The 17,345-nt window shown below is 53.9% G+C and carries 16 protein-coding genes and 5 pseudogenes; 9 read left to right on the top strand and 12 right to left on the bottom strand.

Going from position 1 to position 17,345, the window contains the following annotated elements; all coding sequences use genetic code 11:
* Window positions 1–170 precede the first annotated feature (170 nt).
* Window positions 171–986 (bottom strand): aminoglycoside O-phosphotransferase APH(3')-Ia, encoded by an 816-nt coding sequence (locus tag ABE954_RS03350; RefSeq protein ID WP_000018329.1) that lies wholly within the window; start codon window positions 984–986, stop codon window positions 171–173.
* A 150-nt stretch (window positions 987–1,136) separates the two neighbouring features.
* On the opposite strand from ABE954_RS03350, the gene ABE954_RS03345 reads away from it, so the two are divergent.
* Window positions 1,137–1,841 carry an IS6-like element IS26 family transposase gene (locus tag ABE954_RS03345; RefSeq protein WP_001067855.1) on the top strand — a complete coding sequence of 235 codons (705 nt, stop codon included), beginning with the start codon at window positions 1,137–1,139 and terminating at the stop codon, window positions 1,839–1,841.
* Between the two features lie 53 nt (window positions 1,842–1,894).
* Here the strand turns inward: ABE954_RS03345 and ABE954_RS03340 are convergent.
* The 4 genes and pseudogenes from ABE954_RS03340 to intI1 all read right to left on the bottom strand — a co-directional run.
* Window positions 1,895–3,676, bottom strand: a pseudogene (locus ABE954_RS03340) (Tn3-like element TnAs3 family transposase); the annotation flags it as partial.
* 2 nt (window positions 3,677–3,678) lie between these two features.
* Window positions 3,679–4,239, bottom strand: a complete 561-nt coding sequence (locus tag ABE954_RS03335; protein WP_000147567.1) for a recombinase family protein — start codon at window positions 4,237–4,239, stop codon at window positions 3,679–3,681.
* 125 nt (window positions 4,240–4,364) lie between these two features.
* A pseudogene (locus tag ABE954_RS03330) lies at window positions 4,365–4,715 on the bottom strand (DUF3330 domain-containing protein); the annotation flags it as partial.
* A gap of 202 nt (window positions 4,716–4,917) precedes the next feature.
* Complete coding sequence (gene intI1, locus ABE954_RS03325; RefSeq protein WP_000845039.1) at window positions 4,918–5,931, bottom strand: class 1 integron integrase IntI1; 1,014 nt, start codon at window positions 5,929–5,931, stop codon at window positions 4,918–4,920.
* Here intI1 and ABE954_RS03320 point away from each other — a divergent pair.
* The 6 genes from ABE954_RS03320 (at window position 5,930) to ABE954_RS03295 (ending at window position 10,675) form a co-directional block, all read left to right on the top strand.
* The gene (locus ABE954_RS03320) at window positions 5,930–6,088 is read left to right on the top strand and encodes a hypothetical protein (RefSeq protein WP_002015823.1); all 159 of its coding nucleotides are present in this window, start codon (window positions 5,930–5,932) and stop codon (window positions 6,086–6,088) included. The two genes, intI1 and ABE954_RS03320, sit on opposite strands and share 2 nt — an antisense overlap.
* A gap of 134 nt (window positions 6,089–6,222) precedes the next feature.
* Window positions 6,223–6,777: a fluoroquinolone-acetylating aminoglycoside 6'-N-acetyltransferase AAC(6')-Ib-cr5 gene (locus ABE954_RS03315; protein WP_063840321.1), complete on the top strand. Its 555-nt coding sequence runs from the start codon at window positions 6,223–6,225 to the stop codon at window positions 6,775–6,777.
* A 96-nt stretch (window positions 6,778–6,873) separates the two neighbouring features.
* The gene (locus tag ABE954_RS03310) at window positions 6,874–7,326 is read left to right on the top strand and encodes an NAD(+)--rifampin ADP-ribosyltransferase Arr-3 (RefSeq protein ID WP_001749986.1); all 453 of its coding nucleotides are present in this window, start codon (window positions 6,874–6,876) and stop codon (window positions 7,324–7,326) included.
* A 222-nt stretch (window positions 7,327–7,548) separates the two neighbouring features.
* Window positions 7,549–7,896, top strand: a complete 348-nt coding sequence (locus ABE954_RS03305) for a quaternary ammonium compound efflux SMR transporter QacE delta 1 (RefSeq protein WP_000679427.1) — start codon at window positions 7,549–7,551, stop codon at window positions 7,894–7,896.
* A complete protein-coding gene (gene sul1, locus ABE954_RS03300; protein WP_000259031.1) occupies window positions 7,890–8,729 on the top strand; it encodes a sulfonamide-resistant dihydropteroate synthase Sul1 in 840 nt (279 codons plus the stop codon). The genes ABE954_RS03305 and sul1 overlap by 7 nt, the downstream gene beginning before the upstream one ends.
* A gap of 404 nt (window positions 8,730–9,133) precedes the next feature.
* Window positions 9,134–10,675 (top strand): IS91-like element ISCR1 family transposase, encoded by a 1,542-nt coding sequence (locus ABE954_RS03295; RefSeq protein WP_000050481.1) that lies wholly within the window; start codon window positions 9,134–9,136, stop codon window positions 10,673–10,675.
* Window positions 10,676–10,907: 232 nt separating this feature from the next.
* Here ABE954_RS03295 and ABE954_RS03290 read toward each other — a convergent pair.
* Window positions 10,908–11,321 (bottom strand): annotated as a pseudogene (locus ABE954_RS03290) (dihydropteroate synthase); the annotation flags it as partial.
* 89 nt (window positions 11,322–11,410) lie between these two features.
* On the opposite strand from ABE954_RS03290, the gene ABE954_RS03285 reads away from it, so the two are divergent.
* Window positions 11,411–12,501 (top strand): IS4-like element ISAba1 family transposase gene (locus ABE954_RS03285; protein ID WP_085940648.1). Its coding sequence is split into 2 segments (ribosomal slippage): window positions 11,411–11,951 and window positions 11,951–12,501, totalling 1,092 coding nucleotides; the frame shifts between segments, so codons are not numbered across the junction.
* 196 nt (window positions 12,502–12,697) lie between these two features.
* Here ABE954_RS03285 and ABE954_RS03280 read toward each other — a convergent pair.
* From ABE954_RS03280 to ABE954_RS03270, 3 genes and pseudogenes are all read right to left on the bottom strand, one after another.
* Window positions 12,698–13,183: a hypothetical protein gene (locus ABE954_RS03280; RefSeq protein ID WP_006581703.1), complete on the bottom strand. Its 486-nt coding sequence runs from the start codon at window positions 13,181–13,183 to the stop codon at window positions 12,698–12,700.
* A 37-nt stretch (window positions 13,184–13,220) separates the two neighbouring features.
* Entirely contained in the window at window positions 13,221–13,349 is a 129-nt protein-coding gene (locus tag ABE954_RS03275; protein ID WP_032073144.1) for a hypothetical protein, read from the bottom strand.
* A 59-nt stretch (window positions 13,350–13,408) separates the two neighbouring features.
* Window positions 13,409–14,908, bottom strand: a pseudogene (locus ABE954_RS03270) (Tn3 family transposase); the annotation flags it as partial.
* Window positions 14,909–14,993: 85 nt separating this feature from the next.
* On the opposite strand from ABE954_RS03270, the gene ABE954_RS03265 reads away from it, so the two are divergent.
* Window positions 14,994–15,746 carry an IS6 family transposase gene (locus ABE954_RS03265; protein ID WP_000602738.1) on the top strand — a complete coding sequence of 251 codons (753 nt, stop codon included), beginning with the start codon at window positions 14,994–14,996 and terminating at the stop codon, window positions 15,744–15,746.
* 110 nt (window positions 15,747–15,856) lie between these two features.
* Here ABE954_RS03265 and ABE954_RS03260 read toward each other — a convergent pair.
* The 3 genes and pseudogenes from ABE954_RS03260 to ABE954_RS03250 all read right to left on the bottom strand — a co-directional run.
* Window positions 15,857–16,093: pseudogene (locus tag ABE954_RS03260) on the bottom strand (AAC(3) family N-acetyltransferase); the annotation flags it as partial.
* 74 nt (window positions 16,094–16,167) lie between these two features.
* Window positions 16,168–17,193 (bottom strand): aminoglycoside O-phosphotransferase APH(4)-Ia, encoded by a 1,026-nt coding sequence (aph(4)-Ia, locus tag ABE954_RS03255; RefSeq protein ID WP_000742814.1) that lies wholly within the window; start codon window positions 17,191–17,193, stop codon window positions 16,168–16,170.
* Window positions 17,180–17,314: a hypothetical protein gene (locus ABE954_RS03250; RefSeq protein WP_257468680.1), complete on the bottom strand. Its 135-nt coding sequence runs from the start codon at window positions 17,312–17,314 to the stop codon at window positions 17,180–17,182. The genes aph(4)-Ia and ABE954_RS03250 overlap by 14 nt, the downstream gene beginning before the upstream one ends.
* Window positions 17,315–17,345: the final 31 nt, after the last annotated feature.

Here is a 17,345-nt window from a genome sequence, read left to right as displayed (position 1 = left end):
AGGCTGCCTCATCGCTAACTTTGCAACAGTGCCAATTTATGAGTAAAGGATTATGTCCACGATAAGCACCTGGGTCGATTCCTGGGAGGCGGCCATGAGGGTAGGGAAGCGCCGTCCCGTCAAGTCAGCGTAATGCTCTGCCAGTGTTACAACCAATTAACCAATTCTGATTAGAAAAACTCATCGAGCATCAAATGAAACTGCAATTTATTCATATCAGGATTATCAATACCATATTTTTGAAAAAGCCGTTTCTGTAATGAAGGAGAAAACTCACCGAGGCAGTTCCATAGGATGGCAAGATCCTGGTATCGGTCTGCGATTCCGACTCGTCCAACATCAATACAACCTATTAATTTCCCCTCGTCAAAAATAAGGTTATCAAGTGAGAAATCACCATGAGTGACGACTGAATCCGGTGAGAATGGCAAAAGCTTATGCATTTCTTTCCAGACTTGTTCAACAGGCCAGCCATTACGCTCGTCATCAAAATCACTCGCATCAACCAAACCGTTATTCATTCGTGATTGCGCCTGAGCGAGACGAAATACGCGATCGCTGTTAAAAGGACAATTACAAACAGGAATCGAATGCAACCGGCGCAGGAACACTGCCAGCGCATCAACAATATTTTCACCTGAATCAGGATATTCTTCTAATACCTGGAATGCTGTTTTCCCGGGGATCGCAGTGGTGAGTAACCATGCATCATCAGGAGTACGGATAAAATGCTTGATGGTCGGAAGAGGCATAAATTCCGTCAGCCAGTTTAGTCTGACCATCTCATCTGTAACATCATTGGCAACGCTACCTTTGCCATGTTTCAGAAACAACTCTGGCGCATCGGGCTTCCCATACAATCGATAGATTGTCGCACCTGATTGCCCGACATTATCGCGAGCCCATTTATACCCATATAAATCAGCATCCATGTTGGAATTTAATCGCGGCCTCGAGCAAGACGTTTCCCGTTGAATATGGCTCATAACACCCCTTGTATTACTGTTTATGTAAGCAGACAGTTTTATTGTTCATGATGATATATTTTTATCTTGTGCAATGTAACATCAGAGGGCACTGTTGCAAATAGTCGGTGGTGATAAACTTATCATCCCCTTTTGCTGATGGAGCTGCACATGAACCCATTCAAAGGCCGGCATTTTCAGCGTGACATCATTCTGTGGGCCGTACGCTGGTACTGCAAATACGGCATCAGTTACCGTGAGCTGCAGGAGATGCTGGCTGAACGCGGAGTGAATGTCGATCACTCCACGATTTACCGCTGGGTTCAGCGTTATGCGCCTGAAATGGAAAAACGGCTGCGCTGGTACTGGCGTAACCCTTCCGATCTTTGCCCGTGGCACATGGATGAAACCTACGTGAAGGTCAATGGCCGCTGGGCGTATCTGTACCGGGCCGTCGACAGCCGGGGCCGCACTGTCGATTTTTATCTCTCCTCCCGTCGTAACAGCAAAGCTGCATACCGGTTTCTGGGTAAAATCCTCAACAACGTGAAGAAGTGGCAGATCCCGCGATTCATCAACACGGATAAAGCGCCCGCCTATGGTCGCGCGCTTGCTCTGCTCAAACGCGAAGGCCGGTGCCCGTCTGACGTTGAACACCGACAGATTAAGTACCGGAACAACGTGATTGAATGCGATCATGGCAAACTGAAACGGATAATCGGCGCCACGCTGGGATTTAAATCCATGAAGACGGCTTACGCCACCATCAAAGGTATTGAGGTGATGCGTGCACTACGCAAAGGCCAGGCCTCAGCATTTTATTATGGTGATCCCCTGGGCGAAATGCGCCTGGTAAGCAGAGTTTTTGAAATGTAAGGCCTTTGAATAAGACAAAAGGCTGCCTCATCGCTAACTTTGCAACAGTGCCATTTCAAGTGCGTGAAGTGCCGGGTGAAGCCCGTCCACTCATCGACTTCGAGCAGCAGTTCGGTGATCTTGACGTGCGGCAGGACCATGGCTGTCTGGTCTATCAGCGCCTGCGCGGTGTCGGGCACCGCCGCATCCAGCGGCGTGATCTTCAAGCCCGACTCGGTGATGATGGCATCCGGCAGGTCGTTGGCTGCCGCCATGCGGTTGACGGTGGCAAGTTGTGCTTCCAGCAGCGTCAGCCGCTCATGCAGATATTGTTCGCAGTCGGTGGCCACGGCCAGCGGCAATTCGCTGGACTGCTTGAGGCTGGTGAACTTCTCGGGCGGTACCAGGTAGTCCTCGAAGTCCTTGAACTGGCGTGAACCCTGCACCCAGATGTCGCCCGAGCGCAGGGAGTTCTTCAACTCGGACAGCGCGCACAGTTCGTAGTAGCGCCGGTCGATGCCGGCGTCGGTCATCACCAGTTTCTGCCAGCGCGGCTTGATGAAGCCGGTCGGTGCATCGGCTGGCAGCTTGCGGGCGTTGTCGGTGTTCATGCCGCGCAGCACCTCAATGGCATCAAGCACGTTTTTGGCGGCGGGCGCGGCCCGCAGCTTGAGCACGGCAAGGAATTCCGGTGCATAGCGGCGCAGGGTGGCGTAGCTCTCGCCGATGCGATGCAGGAAATCGAAGTCATCGGGTTGCGCGAGCTTCTGCGCCTCGGTGACGCTCTCGGCAAAGGAATCCCAGGACATGACGGCCTCGATGGCGGCAAACGCATCGCGGCCTGATTGCTTGGCGTCGATCAGCGCCTGACCGATGCGCCCGTACAGACGTACCTTGGCGTTGATGGCCTTGCCTGACGCCTGGAACTGCTGCTGATGCTTATTCTTGGCAGCGTTAAACAGCTTACCCAGGATGCGGTCGTGCAGGTCGATGATTTCGTCGGTGACGGTGGCCAGCGCCACGAGAGTGGCGTAGCGCCGTTGCGGCTCGAATTTGGCCAGGTCGGCGGGTGTCATCTGGCCGCCCTCGCGGGCAATCTTGAGCAGGCGGTTCTGGTGAACCAGCCGCTCGATGCCGGTAGGCAGATCGAGTGCCTGCCATGCCTTGAGGCGTTCGATGTGTTCCAGCATATGCCGCGAATTTGGCTTGGCCGGAGACTGGCGCAACCAAGCCAACCAGGTCGTCTTGCCGTTGTCCCGGCGCTTGAGCAGATCGTCGAGGCGGCGGCGATGCGCGTCCGCCAGTGGTTCGGCCAAGGCGTCGTAGATGCGCCGGTTAGCACGGGTGATCGCCTCGGCACTCGCCCGCTCGACGGCGTTGAGGGCGGGCAGAATGACCGACTGCCGCCGCAGGTGCCCGATCAAGGCGCTGGCCAGCACGATGCCTTTGTCGGTTTGCATCGCCAGCTCGGTCAGCATCTGGACGGCCTGCCGGTAATGGCTCATGGTGAAGGGCCGGAAACCGAACACGGTTTGCAGCTCGCTCAGGTGCTCGCGCCGGGTCTGCTCCCGCTGGCCGTACTCGTTCCAGCTTTCGACGCCGACCTTGAGCTGGTCGGCGACCAGCTTCAACAAGGGCGGGAACGGTAGTTCATCGACGCCCAGGATGACGCCGGGAAAGCGCAGGTAACAGAGCTGCACCGCGAAGCCCAGCCGATTGGCTGGCCCGCGCCGCTGTCGGATGATCGAGAGGTCGGTATCGTTGAATGTGTAATGTCGGATCAGGTCGTCCTTGGAGTCCGGCAACGCCAGCAGGCTTTCCCGCTCGGCGGCGGACAGGATGGAACGACGTGGCATATTTACTGATCCGTTCTCAAGTATTGATACAGGGTTTCGCGACTGATTCCGAATTCACGAGCAAGCTTGGTCTTTTGCTCGCCAGCCTCGACACGTTGGCGCAGTTCGGCAATACGCTCAGACGACAGGGATTTCTTCCTGCCACGGTAAGCCCCGCGTTGCTTGGCGAGCGCAATACCCTCGCGCTGACGCTCGCGGATCAGGGCGCGCTCGAACTCGGCGAACGCGCCCATCACCGAGAGCATCAGGTTCGCCATCGGAGAGTCTTCGCCAGTAAAACTGAGGTGTTCCTTGACGAATTCGATATGCACGCCGCGTTGTGTCAGCGTTTGCACGATCCGGCGCAAATCATCGAGATTGCGCGCCAGGCGATCCATGCTATGCACCACCACGGTGTCGCCGGTGCGGGCGAAGCTTATCAGCGCTTCCAGTTGCGGACGCTTGACATCCTTGCCGGATGCCTTGTCGCTAAAAGCGCGATCAACCTTGACGCCTTCCAGTTGCCGTTCCGGGTTCTGGTCGAAGGTGCTGACCCTGATATACCCAATGCGCTGTCCAGTCATGGAATTCCCTGCAAAATGTCAGGGAAGACTCTATGACCTTCAACGAGATATGTCAATAAATTCAAAATTCAATCCTATCCTGACGCAATTTACACATGGCATCTGACATCAGGTTAGGGTATGCCTCAACCTGACGGCGGCGAATCACAAGCGTCCGGTTTGACGCTGGTTTCGGTCGCAGTGCTGGCCCGCGCCTGGAAGCGCTGATAGCACTCCAGCCCGCAGAAATGCTCCACGTACTCGGCCCCTTCCGGCGTGAAGGCGGCATCGAGCGGGATTTCCTTGCAGCACACGCAGCAACTGGTGCTCGGTTCATTGGCGTTCATGGTGGTGTTCCTCCATTGGTTGACGAAGCCAACGAAGGCCGCCGCCGGCATCGGCCTGGCGAACAGGAAACCCTGCACCGTGTCGCAACCCGCCTGCCGCAACCACGCAAGGCAGTCGGGTGTTTCCACACCCTCGGCTACCACCTCCATTGTCGTTTTCAGAAGACGGCTGCACTGAACGTCAGAAGCCGACTGCACTATAGCAGCGGAGGGGTTGGATCCATCAGGCAACGACGGGCTGCTGCCGGCCATCAGCGGACGCAGGGAGGACTTTCCGCAACCGGCCGTTCGATGCGGCACCGATGGCCTTCGCGCAGGGGTAGTGAATCCGCCAGGATTGACTTGCGCTGCCCTACCTCTCACTAGTGAGGGGCGGCAGCGCATCAAGCGGTGAGCGCACTCCGGCACCGCCAACTTTCAGCACATGCGTGTAAATCATCGTCGTAGAGACGTCGGAATGGCCGAGCAGATCCTGCACGGTTCGAATGTCGTAACCGCTGCGGAGCAAGGCCGTCGCGAACGAGTGGCGGAGGGTGTGCGGTGTGGCGGGCTTCGTGATGCCTGCTTGTTCTACGGCACGTTTGAAGGCGCGCTGAAAGGTCTGGTCATACATGTGATGGCGACGCACGACACCGCTCCGTGGATCGGTCGAATGCGTGTGCTGCGCAAAAACCCAGAACCACGGCCAGGAATGCCCGGCGCGCGGATACTTCCGCTCAAGGGCGTCGGGAAGCGCAACGCCGCTGCGGCCCTCGGCCTGGTCCTTCAGCCACCATGCCCGTGCACGCGACAGCTGCTCGCGCAGGCTGGGTGCCAAGCTCTCGGGTAACATCAAGGCCCGATCCTTGGAGCCCTTGCCCTCCCGCACGATGATCGTGCCGTGATCGAAATCCAGATCCTTGACCCGCAGTTGCAAACCCTCACTGATCCGCATGCCCGTTCCATACAGAAGCTGGGCGAACAAACGATGCTCGCCTTCCAGAAAACCGAGGATGCGAACCACTTCATCCGGGGTCAGCACCACCGGCAAGCGCCGCGACGGCCGAGGTCTTCCGATCTCCTGAAGCCAGGGCAGATCCGTGCACAGCACCTTGCCGTAGAAGAACAGCAAGGCCGCCAATGCCTGACGATGCGTGGAGACCGAAACCTTGCGCTCGTTCGCCAGCCAGGACAGAAATGCCTCGACTTCGCTGCTGCCCAAGGTTGCCGGGTGACGCACACCGTGGAAACGGATGAAGGCACGAACCCAGTGGACATAAGCCTGTTCGGTTGGTAAGCTGTAATGCAAGTAGCGTATGCGCTCACGCAACTGGTCCAGAACCTTGACCGAACGCAGCGGTGGTAACGGCGCAGTGGCGGTTTTCATGGCTTGTTATGACTGTTTTTTTGTACAGTCTATGCCTCGGGCATCCAAGCAGCAAGCGCGTTACGCCGTGGGTCGATGTTTGATGTTATGGAGCAGCAACGATGTTACGCAGCAGGGCAGTCGCCCTAAAACAAAGTTAGATGCACTAAGCACATAATTGCTCACAGCCAAACTATCAGGTCAAGTCTGCTTTTATTATTTTTAAGCGTGCATAATAAGCCCTACACAAATTGGGAGTTAGACATCATGAGCAACGCAAAAACAAAGTTAGGCATCACAAAGTACAGCATCGTGACCAACAGCAACGATTCCGTCACACTGCGCCTCATGACTGAGCATGACCTTGCGATGCTCTATGAGTGGCTAAATCGATCTCATATCGTCGAGTGGTGGGGCGGAGAAGAAGCACGCCCGACACTTGCTGACGTACAGGAACAGTACTTGCCAAGCGTTTTAGCGCAAGAGTCCGTCACTCCATACATTGCAATGCTGAATGGAGAGCCGATTGGGTATGCCCAGTCGTACGTTGCTCTTGGAAGCGGGGACGGAAGGTGGGAAGAAGAAACCGATCCAGGAGTACGCGGAATAGACCAGTTACTGGCGAATGCATCACAACTGGGCAAAGGCTTGGGAACCAAGCTGGTTCGAGCTCTGGTTGAGTTGCTGTTCAATGATCCCGAGGTCACCAAGATCCAAACGGACCCGTCGCCGAGCAACTTGCGAGCGATCCGATGCTACGAGAAAGCGGGGTTTGAGAGGCAAGGTACCGTAACCACCCCATATGGTCCAGCCGTGTACATGGTTCAAACACGCCAGGCATTCGAGCGAACACGCAGTGATGCCTAACCCTTCCATCGAGGGGGACGTCCAAGGGCTGGCGCCCTTGGCCGCCCCTCATGTCAAACGTTATGCAGCCAAATCCCAACAATTAAGGGTCTTAAAATGGTAAAAGATTGGATTCCCATCTCTCATGATAATTACAAGCAGGTGCAAGGACCGTTCTATCATGGAACCAAAGCCAATTTGGCGATTGGTGACTTGCTAACCACAGGGTTCATCTCTCATTTCGAGGACGGTCGTATTCTTAAGCACATCTACTTTTCAGCCTTGATGGAGCCAGCAGTTTGGGGAGCTGAACTTGCTATGTCACTGTCTGGCCTCGAGGGTCGCGGCTACATATACATAGTTGAGCCAACAGGACCGTTCGAAGACGATCCGAATCTTACGAACAAAAGATTTCCCGGTAATCCAACACAGTCCTATAGAACCTGCGAACCCTTGAGAATTGTTGGCGTTGTTGAAGACTGGGAGGGGCATCCTGTTGAATTAATAAGGGGAATGTTGGATTCGTTGGAGGACTTAAAGCGCCGTGGTTTACACGTCATTGAAGACTAGTCCTTTGCATAACAAAGCCATCAAACCGGACGCCAGAGATTCCGCGCCTGTTGCGCATGGCTTCGCCATTTTATGCGCAATAGGCGCGCCACCCTGTCGCCGTTTATGGCGGCGTTAGATGCACTAAGCACATAATTGCTCACAGCCAAACTATCAGGTCAAGTCTGCTTTTATTATTTTTAAGCGTGCATAATAAGCCCTACACAAATTGGGAGATATATCATGAAAGGCTGGCTTTTTCTTGTTATCGCAATAGTTGGCGAAGTAATCGCAACATCCGCATTAAAATCTAGCGAGGGCTTTACTAAGCTTGCCCCTTCCGCCGTTGTCATAATCGGTTATGGCATCGCATTTTATTTTCTTTCTCTGGTTCTGAAATCCATCCCTGTCGGTGTTGCTTATGCAGTCTGGTCGGGACTCGGCGTCGTCATAATTACAGCCATTGCCTGGTTGCTTCATGGGCAAAAGCTTGATGCGTGGGGCTTTGTAGGTATGGGGCTCATAATTGCTGCCTTTTTGCTCGCCCGATCCCCATCGTGGAAGTCGCTGCGGAGGCCGACGCCATGGTGACGGTGTTCGGCATTCTGAATCTCACCGAGGACTCCTTCTTCGATGAGAGCCGGCGGCTAGACCCCGCCGGCGCTGTCACCGCGGCGATCGAAATGCTGCGAGTCGGATCAGACGTCGTGGATGTCGGACCGGCCGCCAGCCATCCGGACGCGAGGCCTGTATCGCCGGCCGATGAGATCAGACGTATTGCGCCGCTCTTAGACGCCCTGTCCGATCAGATGCACCGTGTTTCAATCGACAGCTTCCAACCGGAAACCCAGCGCTATGCGCTCAAGCGCGGCGTGGGCTACCTGAACGATATCCAAGGATTTCCTGACCCTGCGCTCTATCCCGATATTGCTGAGGCGGACTGCAGGCTGGTGGTTATGCACTCAGCGCAGCGGGATGGCATCGCCACCCGCACCGGTCACCTTCGACCCGAAGACGCGCTCGACGAGATTGTGCGGTTCTTCGAGGCGCGGGTTTCCGCCTTGCGACGGAGCGGGGTCGCTGCCGACCGGCTCATCCTCGATCCGGGGATGGGATTTTTCTTGAGCCCCGCACCGGAAACATCGCTGCACGTGCTGTCGAACCTTCAAAAGCTGAAGTCGGCGTTGGGGCTTCCGCTATTGGTCTCGGTGTCGCGGAAATCCTTCTTGGGCGCCACCGTTGGCCTTCCTGTAAAGGATCTGGGTCCAGCGAGCCTTGCGGCGGAACTTCACGCGATCGGCAATGGCGCTGACTACGTCCGCACCCACGCGCCTGGAGATCTGCGAAGCGCAATCACCTTCTCGGAAACCCTCGCGAAATTTCGCAGTCGCGACGCCAGAGACCGAGGGTTAGATCATGCCTAGCATTCACCTTCCGGCCGCCCGCTAAATATCTCCTTTTGGGTTGTTAATAAAACATCCAATAAGTTGACTGTGCGTGAAAAAGAAAGTTTTGTGTGATGGCGTTGAAGATCGCACCGTTAAGCTCTTATGTGGGATGGTGCAGAGCTCGACGACTACCGATAAAACGCAACCGCCGCAAACAGACAAGAAAAAGCCCCAACTGATAACAGTTGGGGCTTCAGTATTGTGATTGGTGGAGCAATAGCACCCTGAACCCAAAACCTTCTCGCTCAACCGGTAGTGGCTGATAACAACTCGTGAGGGCTATTGCGGGTTAAGCATTTAGCGATGTCTAGGGCCAGACTGGACGTCTGAACGCAAGCCGCTGATACTGTACATAACCACAGTATCAGCGGAGGATACCCATGTCGCTGGCAAGGAACGCCACGGCGAGTCAATCGCCCACTCAAACAAACGGTTACGAACGCCACCAACCCGACCAGACGCTGCTCTACCAGCTGGTTGAGCAGCACTACCCAGCCTTCAAAGCCTCACTCGAAGCCCAAGGTCAACACCTGCCTCGCTACATCCAACAAGAATTCAACGACCTCCTCCAATGTGGCCGTCTGGAGTATGGTTTCATGCGGGTTCGCTGCGAGGATTGTCATCACGAGCGTCTGGTCGCCTTCAGCTGTAAACGACGCGGCTTTTGCCCTAGCTGCGGTGCCCGCCGGATGGCCGAGAGTGCGGCGCTGCTGATAGACGAAGTCTTCCCCAAGGAGCCCATTCGCCAGTGGGTGCTCAGCTTTCCTTTCCAGCTACGCTTTTTGCTGGCTCGCCATCCCCAGCTGATGGGCCAGGTCTTGAGTATCGTCTATCGTACACTCTCAACTCATCTGATCAAAAAAGCCGGTTACACCAAAGCCTCTGCACAAACTGGCTCAGTGACTCTTATCCAACGCTTTGGCTCCGCGCTAAATCTCAATGTCCACTACCACATGCTGTTTCTCGATGGTGTCTATGCCGAAGATGACTATGGCAAGCAACGCTTCCATCGTGTCAAGGCACCCACTTACGATGAGCTGAATACGCTCGCTCACACCCTCAGCCATCGCATCGCTCGCTGCATGGAAAAGCGTGGGATTTTGGAGCGTGATGCCGAGAATACGTGGTTGACACTGGAAGAGGGCGAAGACGATACGCTGACTCAATTACATGGTGCTTCGGTTACGTATCGCATTGCCGTCGGCCCCCAGCAAGGGCGCAAAGTCTTCACCCTGCAAACCTTGCCAGGGCGTGAGGATAAAGCCGACTCAAGCAGTCGAGTAGCCAACCATGCTGGTTTCTCGCTACACGCCGGTGTGATGGCCGAAGCGCATCAGCGGGATAAGCTTGAGCGCTTGTGTCGCTACATTAGTCGGCCAGCGGTTTCAGAAAAACGTCTGGCATTAACCGCCAATGGGCAGGTGCGTTACGAGCTCAAAACTCCGTACCGCAATGGCACCACCCATGTGATCTTCGAGCCGCTGGACTTCATCGCCAAACTCGCTGCGTTGGTACCTAAGCCGCGAGTCAACCTCACACGCTTCCACGGCGTCTTTGCACCGAACAGCAAACACCGAGTTCAAGTAACACCCGCCAAGCGGGGCAAGAAGCCCGACAAATCGGAAGGTCTCGATACTAACTGGCGTGACAAGAGTCCTGCAGAGCGCCACCGCGCCATGACCTGGATGCAACGCCTCAAGCGAGTCTTCAATATTGATATTGAAGTCTGCGAACACTGCGGCGGTCACGTCAAAGTGATTGCCAGCATCGAAGATCCGAAGGTCATTGAGCAGATTCTCAAGCATCTGAAACAGAAAACAGCCAAGGCGAATGCCGCCAAGCAGCGTGAACTGCCACCAGAACGAGCGCCGCCACTGACTCCCAGCCTGTTCGATCCATCACAGAGTCGTCTCTTTGACTGACGACCCCAAATCCAACACTGCTCAACACTGCCAACTTTTAAACGGGGCGGTGGGGCAGTTTGTATCTCTCGAGCTATCAGGCTAGAGATTTTACCGCCAAATCGAACCTTATTAGAGCGGTTTAGGCTGGACCGGCAGTTAAAATTGGGGCTTGAGCGGTAAACGAGTGAGGGAATTTCAGGTAAGATACTTCGGATGAGGAGCAAAAAGGTGGTTTATACTTCCTATACCCCCGATCTGCCTGCCCGTCTTGCACCGAATGCATAACGACGAGTTTGGCAGATGATTTCGCCAATTGCGGATAGAACGCAGCGTCTGGAAAACCGCGAATATCATTGAGATAGGCCACACCACGCGACAAGGCATAGGCTTGCGTCGCGGGTTGATAACTGTCGAGCGAGACGGGAATGCCATCTGCCTTGAGCGCGTCCAGCACCGGCGCGATACGCGCGATTTCTGTGTCGGACGAAACAGGCGCGGCGTCGGGATTGCTGGATGCCGGACCGAGGTCGATCACATCTGCCCCCTCGGCCATCAGCTTACGCGCCTGCGCAATGGCTGCGTCTGGCGCCAGATACCGGCCTCCATCGGAGAAACTGTCCGAGGTTATGTTGACGATGCCGAAAATGATGAGCGATTTATTCATGGGGGCTTCTATAATAATCTCTGTACACGACAAAAATAGATAACTCATTGAAATAATGTCACAATAATTGTTTTCTAACGACGAATACTATGACACATCTCAATGAGTTATATCTTATCTTAAACAAATCTCTAAAATGGAACAAGTCACATTTAAAGTGCTTTGCGCTCATCATGCTTGTGATTATTTTAAAGCAAACATGTAATCTTTCTTCTGCATCTAAAGCCTTGCCCATCAAGTGTTTACCACAATCATTTTATCGACGTATGCAGCGCTTCTTTGCAGGTCAGTATTTTGATTATCGTCAAATTTCTCAGTTGATTTTCAATATGTTTTCATTCGACCAAGTGCAACTGACTTTAGATAGAACCAATTGGAAATGGGGAAAACGAAATATTAATATCCTGATGCTCGCAATCGTTTATCGTGGAATAGCGATACCTATCCTTTGGACATTGCTTAATAAACGTGGAAATTCAGATACGAAAGAGCGTATTGCTTTGATTCAACGCTTTATAGCCATTTTTGGTAAAGACCGTATTGTGAATGTGTTCGCAGACAGAGAGTTTATCGGTGAGCAGTGGTTTACATGGTTAATTGAACAAGACATCAACTTCTGCATTCGTGTTAAAAAAACTTCATTGTCACCAATCATTTAGGAAAGAATCATAAAATTAGTGATTTATTTCGCCATCTTAAAGTTGGTCAAATTGAATGTCGTAAACGACGGATTTTGGTTGGTCGGGTGAAACTATATATAAGTGCACTACAGTTAGAAAATGGAGAGCTTTTACTCGTCGTTTCTCCTCAGTTTAATGCCAATGCTATTCAGGATTATGCATTACGCTGGGAAATTGAAACCTTATTCAGTTGTCTCAAAGGACGCGGGTTTAATCTTGAAAATACGCGCTTGACAGACCCTAGACGAGTGAAAAAATTGATTGCGGTGTTAGCTATAAGCTTCTGTTGGTGTTACTTAACGGGTGAATGGCAACATAATCAAAAAAAAGCGATAAAAATAAAGAAGCATGGACGACTCTCAATGAGTTTATTTCGCTATGGTTTAGACTATGTTCAAATGGCGATTCAGCGTTTAATTGGTTTTGGGAAAAAAGAAGAGTTTAAGGAAATTTTGGCAATTTTAAGAAAGCAGAATCCTGATAGGATAAGGGTTCTGTGAAATTTGTCGTGTACAGAGTATAATAATAATAATCGAGCATGAGTCTCATACGGATGCTCGGGTCGAAAGGGAATCCCCAGGCGAGTAACCTGTTTGCGGTGATCCATTAGCTGCAGGAGCAGAAGAGCATACATCTGGAAGCAAAGCCAGGAAAGCGGCCTATGGAGCTGTGCGGCAGCGCTCAGTAGGCAATTTTTCAAAATATTGTTAAGCCTTTTCTGAGCATGGTATTTTTCATGGTATTACCAATTAGCAGGAAAATAAGCCATTGAATATAAAAGATAAAAATGTCTTGTTTACAATAAAGTGGGAGTAGTAATTTCGTTACTTTGTTTAGAATTTCTTCAGAAATATTTCTTAATAAATCGTGTTTTTCAACAAGCGTAAAATTACTTTCTAAAATCTCTTGTTGTTTAGCTCGAGTTTGGGTATAAGCCCCATAATAAAATTGACGAGGATCTTTAAGCACGTACCAATCTTTCATTTGGATTACAGTACGGCCCTTATCGTAAAGATCAAATTCAGGCTGCCATAAAGGTTTGTAATGAAAATTAATTTCTTCCTGAATATCGTAGGTCGCTTCTTGATAACGTGAAGCTGGTTTATCACCAAATCTTTTTTCAATATAAGCATAAGTATTTCTTAAAGGCTTAACTGAAGATGTTTTAATATCAATTTGCATATAAATCTTCCTGATTTTTTAATAAAGACTAGAGTTTTTATTCTCTAATACCGGCCTGTCCAAATCGCCACTTCATGCGGTCATATTCAATCTTTGCAAAATCATCCGTACTTAGGTGCTGTACTTGATGGTGTGCGCAGAATTCTTCAAAAGCCTTGACTGGCATAATCATTTCTACAGCTAACTCTGGATGGGGTCGTTTGCGGGAGGGGGCGGAATCCTACGCTAAGGCTTTGGCCAGCGATATTCTCCGGTGAGATTGATGTGTTCCCATCCGAGCGGCGAAACATGGGCCAAGAGATCGGGCGATAGCAGCTTTCCATCGCGTTTCTGGTTTGCAACGACCTCGCCGAGCTTCATGGTGTTCCAGAAGATGATGATGGCGGCGAGCAGATTCATGCCGGCGATGCGGTAATGCTGGCCTTCGGCGGAACGGTCGCGGATTTCACCGCGGCGGTGGAAGCTGATTGCCCGCTTCAGCGCATGATGAGCTTCGCCTTTGTTGAGCCCGATCTGGGCACGCCGTTGGAGTTCGGCATCCAGAATCCAGTCGATCATGAACAGGGTGCGCTCGACGCGACCGACTTCCCGCAGGGCTGTCGCGAGCTCGTTCTGCCGCGGATAGGAGGCGAGTTTCCGCAGAATCTGGCTTGGCGCGACGGTCCCGGCAGCAATGGTGGCGGCGATGCGCAGGATGTCGGGCCAATTGCGCTCGATCATGGCTTGGTTGACCTTTCCGCCGATCAACGCTCGCAGGTGCGCCGGGGCGGCCGACGGATTGAACGCGTAGAGCCGTTTGGATGGCAGGTCGCGGATGCGCGGAGCGAACCGGTAGCCGAGAATGGCACATGCGGCAAAGACGTGATCGGTGAAGCCGCCCGTGTCGGTGAACTGCTCGCGGATATGGCGTCCAGCATCGTTCATCAGCAGGCCATCGAGGATGTAAGGCGCTTCGCTTGCCGTTGCAGGAATCACCTGGGTTGCGAACGGCGCATATTGGTCGGAGACGTGGCTATAGGCTTTCAGGCCCGGGGTATTGCCATATTTCGCGTTGACCAGGTTCATGGCCTCACCTTGCTCTGTAGCGACGAAGAACTGTCCGTCGCTCGAAGCCGACGTGCCCATGCCCCAGAACCGGGCCATGGGTAACGCTGCCTGTGCCTCGACCACCATGGCCAGCGCCCGGTCATAGGCTTCGCCCTCGACATGCCACCGTCCAATGCGGATCAATTCCCAGAAGGTGTGGGTGTTTGTCGCATCCGCCATTTTGCGCAAGCCGAGGTTGATCCCTTCCGCCAAGATAACGTTCATTAGCCCGATCCGGTCAGCGCAGGGTGCTCCTGTGCGCAGATGGGTGAACGCTTCGGTGAAGCCGGTCGCCGCATCCACCTCCAGCAGGAGATCGGTGATGCGCGTGGGCGGGATCTGCTTGTAGAGATCGAGCACCAGATCTTCGGCGCCTGTCGGCGCGGCGGCTTCGAGTTTCTCGATATGCAGAACGCCGTTTTCAATCGACCCGCCCGGGATCGTGCCTGCGCGAGCGGCACGGCCAAGCTCGCGCAACCGCATGTCGAGGCGAGCTTGCCGGTCTGCCAGCCATTCCTCCGGCCGCAATGGCACAGCGAGACGACCGCCTTCCGCGATGGATTGTGCCGGAACGAGTGCGTGTTTCAGATCGCCATAGCGCCGGGACCTAGTAAGCCAGACATCTCCGGAGCGGAACGCATGGCCTTGTCGCAAATTCTTCAGGTTAACTCGATGTTGACCATGGGGAGAGAAGTTGCCGCTCCTGATATTGCGGAGCGAGCCGATGATTTTGAATACCATTGCCGAAAAGCTGAAGCGCCAGTCGAAGGATGATTTCAAGGGCAGGCATTTCGAGGCCTGGCTGATTGTACAGGCGGTTGCCTGGTACTTGCGCTACCCGCTCAGCTATCGTGACTTGGAAGAGATGTTTCGCGAGCGGGGCTTCGAGGTCGATCATAGCACGATCAACCGCTGGGTATTGGCTTATGCACCTGTCATCGAGAAACGGCTGCGGCAGTTTCGTCGACCCCATTGCGGCTCGGTCCGGATTGATGAGACCTATGTCAAGATCCGCGGCAAATGGCGCTATCTGTACCGAGCCATCGATAAGCATGGCAATCCGGTGGATTTCCTGCTGACCGCTAAGCGCGATCTCGACGCTGCCAAGCGGTTCTTCCGAAAGATGCTTAAAGATGAACCCTTGTTGTCGCCGAACAGGATTGGGACGGACGGGGCCAACACCTTCCCGTCAACGATCAAAACGTCGGTTGATGATGGGCTTCTCCATCCCGATCCCGTGCATTATGTGACCAAACATCTCCAGCAGGGGATTGAGAGCGACCATTTCCGGGTGAAGAAGAACATGCCGAAGATCGGCGGTTTCCAATCCTTTAACACGGCGCGGCGAACCATCGCGGGTTTCGAGGCGATGCTGTGGCTGCGGAAGGGCTTTGGCTTTTCAGGCGGCTGGACCGTCAATGACCAGAATGATTTGCTTGCGCGCCTCTTCGGACTGCAAAAGGTTAACAAAGCATGAAAATACCGGCCTTGGCTGGGTGATAGCTGCCTCCAAAAGTGTTTGCGACACGCCCGGAACAATTCAGCCACTGCACCCATGTTCCGAGTTGGTGTGGTTTGCGGATCGTATGCCGGCATCTCGTTGCGCAAGATCTGCACCCAATCGGCAGGCACGGGCGGCGATCTCCAATCTGCGGGATCAGTCAGATCACCCGAGTGCGTGGGCATGACAATCGTGCCCTGGGGACCAACACAATCCAGAAGGGCCTGAATCACTGCGACCGGCCCTCCCGCGACCCAGCCGAGCGAGCTTAGCGAACTGTGGACGAGAACTGTGCCACCAAGCGTAAGGCCGTTCTCTCGCATTTGCCTTGCTAGGCTCGCGCGAGTTGCTGGCTGAGGCGTTCTCGAAATCAGCTCTTGTTCGGTCGGCATCTACTCTATTCCTTTGCCCTCGGACGAGTGCTGGGGCGTCGGTTTCCACTATCGGCGAGTACTTCTACACAGCCATCGGTCCAGACGGCCGCGCTTCTGCGGGCGATTTGTGTACGCCCGACAGTCCCGGCTCCGGATCGGACGATTGCGTCGCATCGACCCTGCGCCCAAGCTGCATCATCGAAATTGCCGTCAACCAAGCTCTGATAGAGTTGGTCAAGACCAATGCGGAGCATATACGCCCGGAGCCGCGGCGATCCTGCAAGCTCCGGATGCCTCCGCTCGAAGTAGCGCGTCTGCTGCTCCATACAAGCCAACCACGGCCTCCAGAAGAAGATGTTGGCGACCTCGTATTGGGAATCCCCGAACATCGCCTCGCTCCAGTCAATGACCGCTGTTATGCGGCCATTGTCCGTCAGGACATTGTTGGAGCCGAAATCCGCGTGCACGAGGTGCCGGACTTCGGGGCAGTCCTCGGCCCAAAGCATCAGCTCATCGAGAGCCTGCGCGACGGACGCACTGACGGTGTCGTCCATCACAGTTTGCCAGTGATACACATGGGGATCAGCAATCGCGCATATGAAATCACGCCATGTAGTGTATTGACCGATTCCTTGCGGTCCGAATGGGCCGAACCCGCTCGTCTGGCTAAGATCGGCCGCAGCGATCGCATCCATGGCCTCCGCGACCGGCTGCAGAACAGCGGGCAGTTCGGTTTCAGGCAGGTCTTGCAACGTGACACCCTGTGCACGGCGGGAGATGCAATAGGTCAGGCTCTCGCTGAATTCCCCAATGTCAAGCACTTCCGGAATCGGGAGCGCGGCCGATGCAAAGTGCCGATAAACATAACGATCTTTGTAGAAACCATCGGCGCAGCTATTTACCCGCAGGACATATCCACGCCCTCCTACATCGAAGCTGAAAGCGCGAGATTCTTCGCCCTCCGAGAGCTGCATCAGGTCGGAGACGCTGTCGAACTTTTCGATCAGAAACTTCTCGACAGACGTCGCGGTGAGTTCAGGCTTTTTCATATCTCATTGCCCCCGGACGAGCGTCTGCTCCGCCATTCGCCGTCCGCCGTGCCAATCGGATCAGCCGTCCAAATGCGGGATTTTCGTTAGTCGGAGGCCAAACGGCATTGAGCGTCAGCATATCATCAGCGAGCTGAAGAAAGACAATCCCC

It is taken from the genome of Providencia sp. TYF-12 (assembly GCF_041344805.1).
Taxonomy (GTDB): domain Bacteria; phylum Pseudomonadota; class Gammaproteobacteria; order Enterobacterales; family Enterobacteriaceae; genus Providencia; species Providencia huashanensis.
The sequence above is the reverse complement of the archived record's forward strand: the minus strand, read 5'-3'. Positions and strand labels throughout refer to the sequence as shown.

Coding starts and splice junctions, on each gene's coding strand:
- ABE954_RS03250 (WP_257468680.1), bottom strand. CDS start 17,314: ATGCTGACGCTCAATGCCGTTTGGCCTCCGACTAACGAAAATCCCGCA.
- ABE954_RS03345 (WP_001067855.1), top strand. CDS start 1,137: ATGAACCCATTCAAAGGCCGGCATTTTCAGCGTGACATCATTCTGTGG.
- sul1 (WP_000259031.1), top strand. CDS start 7,890: ATGGTGACGGTGTTCGGCATTCTGAATCTCACCGAGGACTCCTTCTTC.
- ABE954_RS03305 (WP_000679427.1), top strand. CDS start 7,549: ATGAAAGGCTGGCTTTTTCTTGTTATCGCAATAGTTGGCGAAGTAATC.
- ABE954_RS03350 (WP_000018329.1), bottom strand. CDS start 986: ATGAGCCATATTCAACGGGAAACGTCTTGCTCGAGGCCGCGATTAAAT.
- ABE954_RS03335 (WP_000147567.1), bottom strand. CDS start 4,239: ATGACTGGACAGCGCATTGGGTATATCAGGGTCAGCACCTTCGACCAG.
- ABE954_RS03265 (WP_000602738.1), top strand. CDS start 14,994: ATGATTTTGAATACCATTGCCGAAAAGCTGAAGCGCCAGTCGAAGGAT.
- intI1 (WP_000845039.1), bottom strand. CDS start 5,931: ATGAAAACCGCCACTGCGCCGTTACCACCGCTGCGTTCGGTCAAGGTT.
- ABE954_RS03310 (WP_001749986.1), top strand. CDS start 6,874: ATGGTAAAAGATTGGATTCCCATCTCTCATGATAATTACAAGCAGGTG.
- ABE954_RS03320 (WP_002015823.1), top strand. CDS start 5,930: ATGGCTTGTTATGACTGTTTTTTTGTACAGTCTATGCCTCGGGCATCC.
- ABE954_RS03295 (WP_000050481.1), top strand. CDS start 9,134: ATGTCGCTGGCAAGGAACGCCACGGCGAGTCAATCGCCCACTCAAACA.
- ABE954_RS03280 (WP_006581703.1), bottom strand. CDS start 13,183: ATGCAAATTGATATTAAAACATCTTCAGTTAAGCCTTTAAGAAATACT.
- ABE954_RS03275 (WP_032073144.1), bottom strand. CDS start 13,349: ATGCCAGTCAAGGCTTTTGAAGAATTCTGCGCACACCATCAAGTACAG.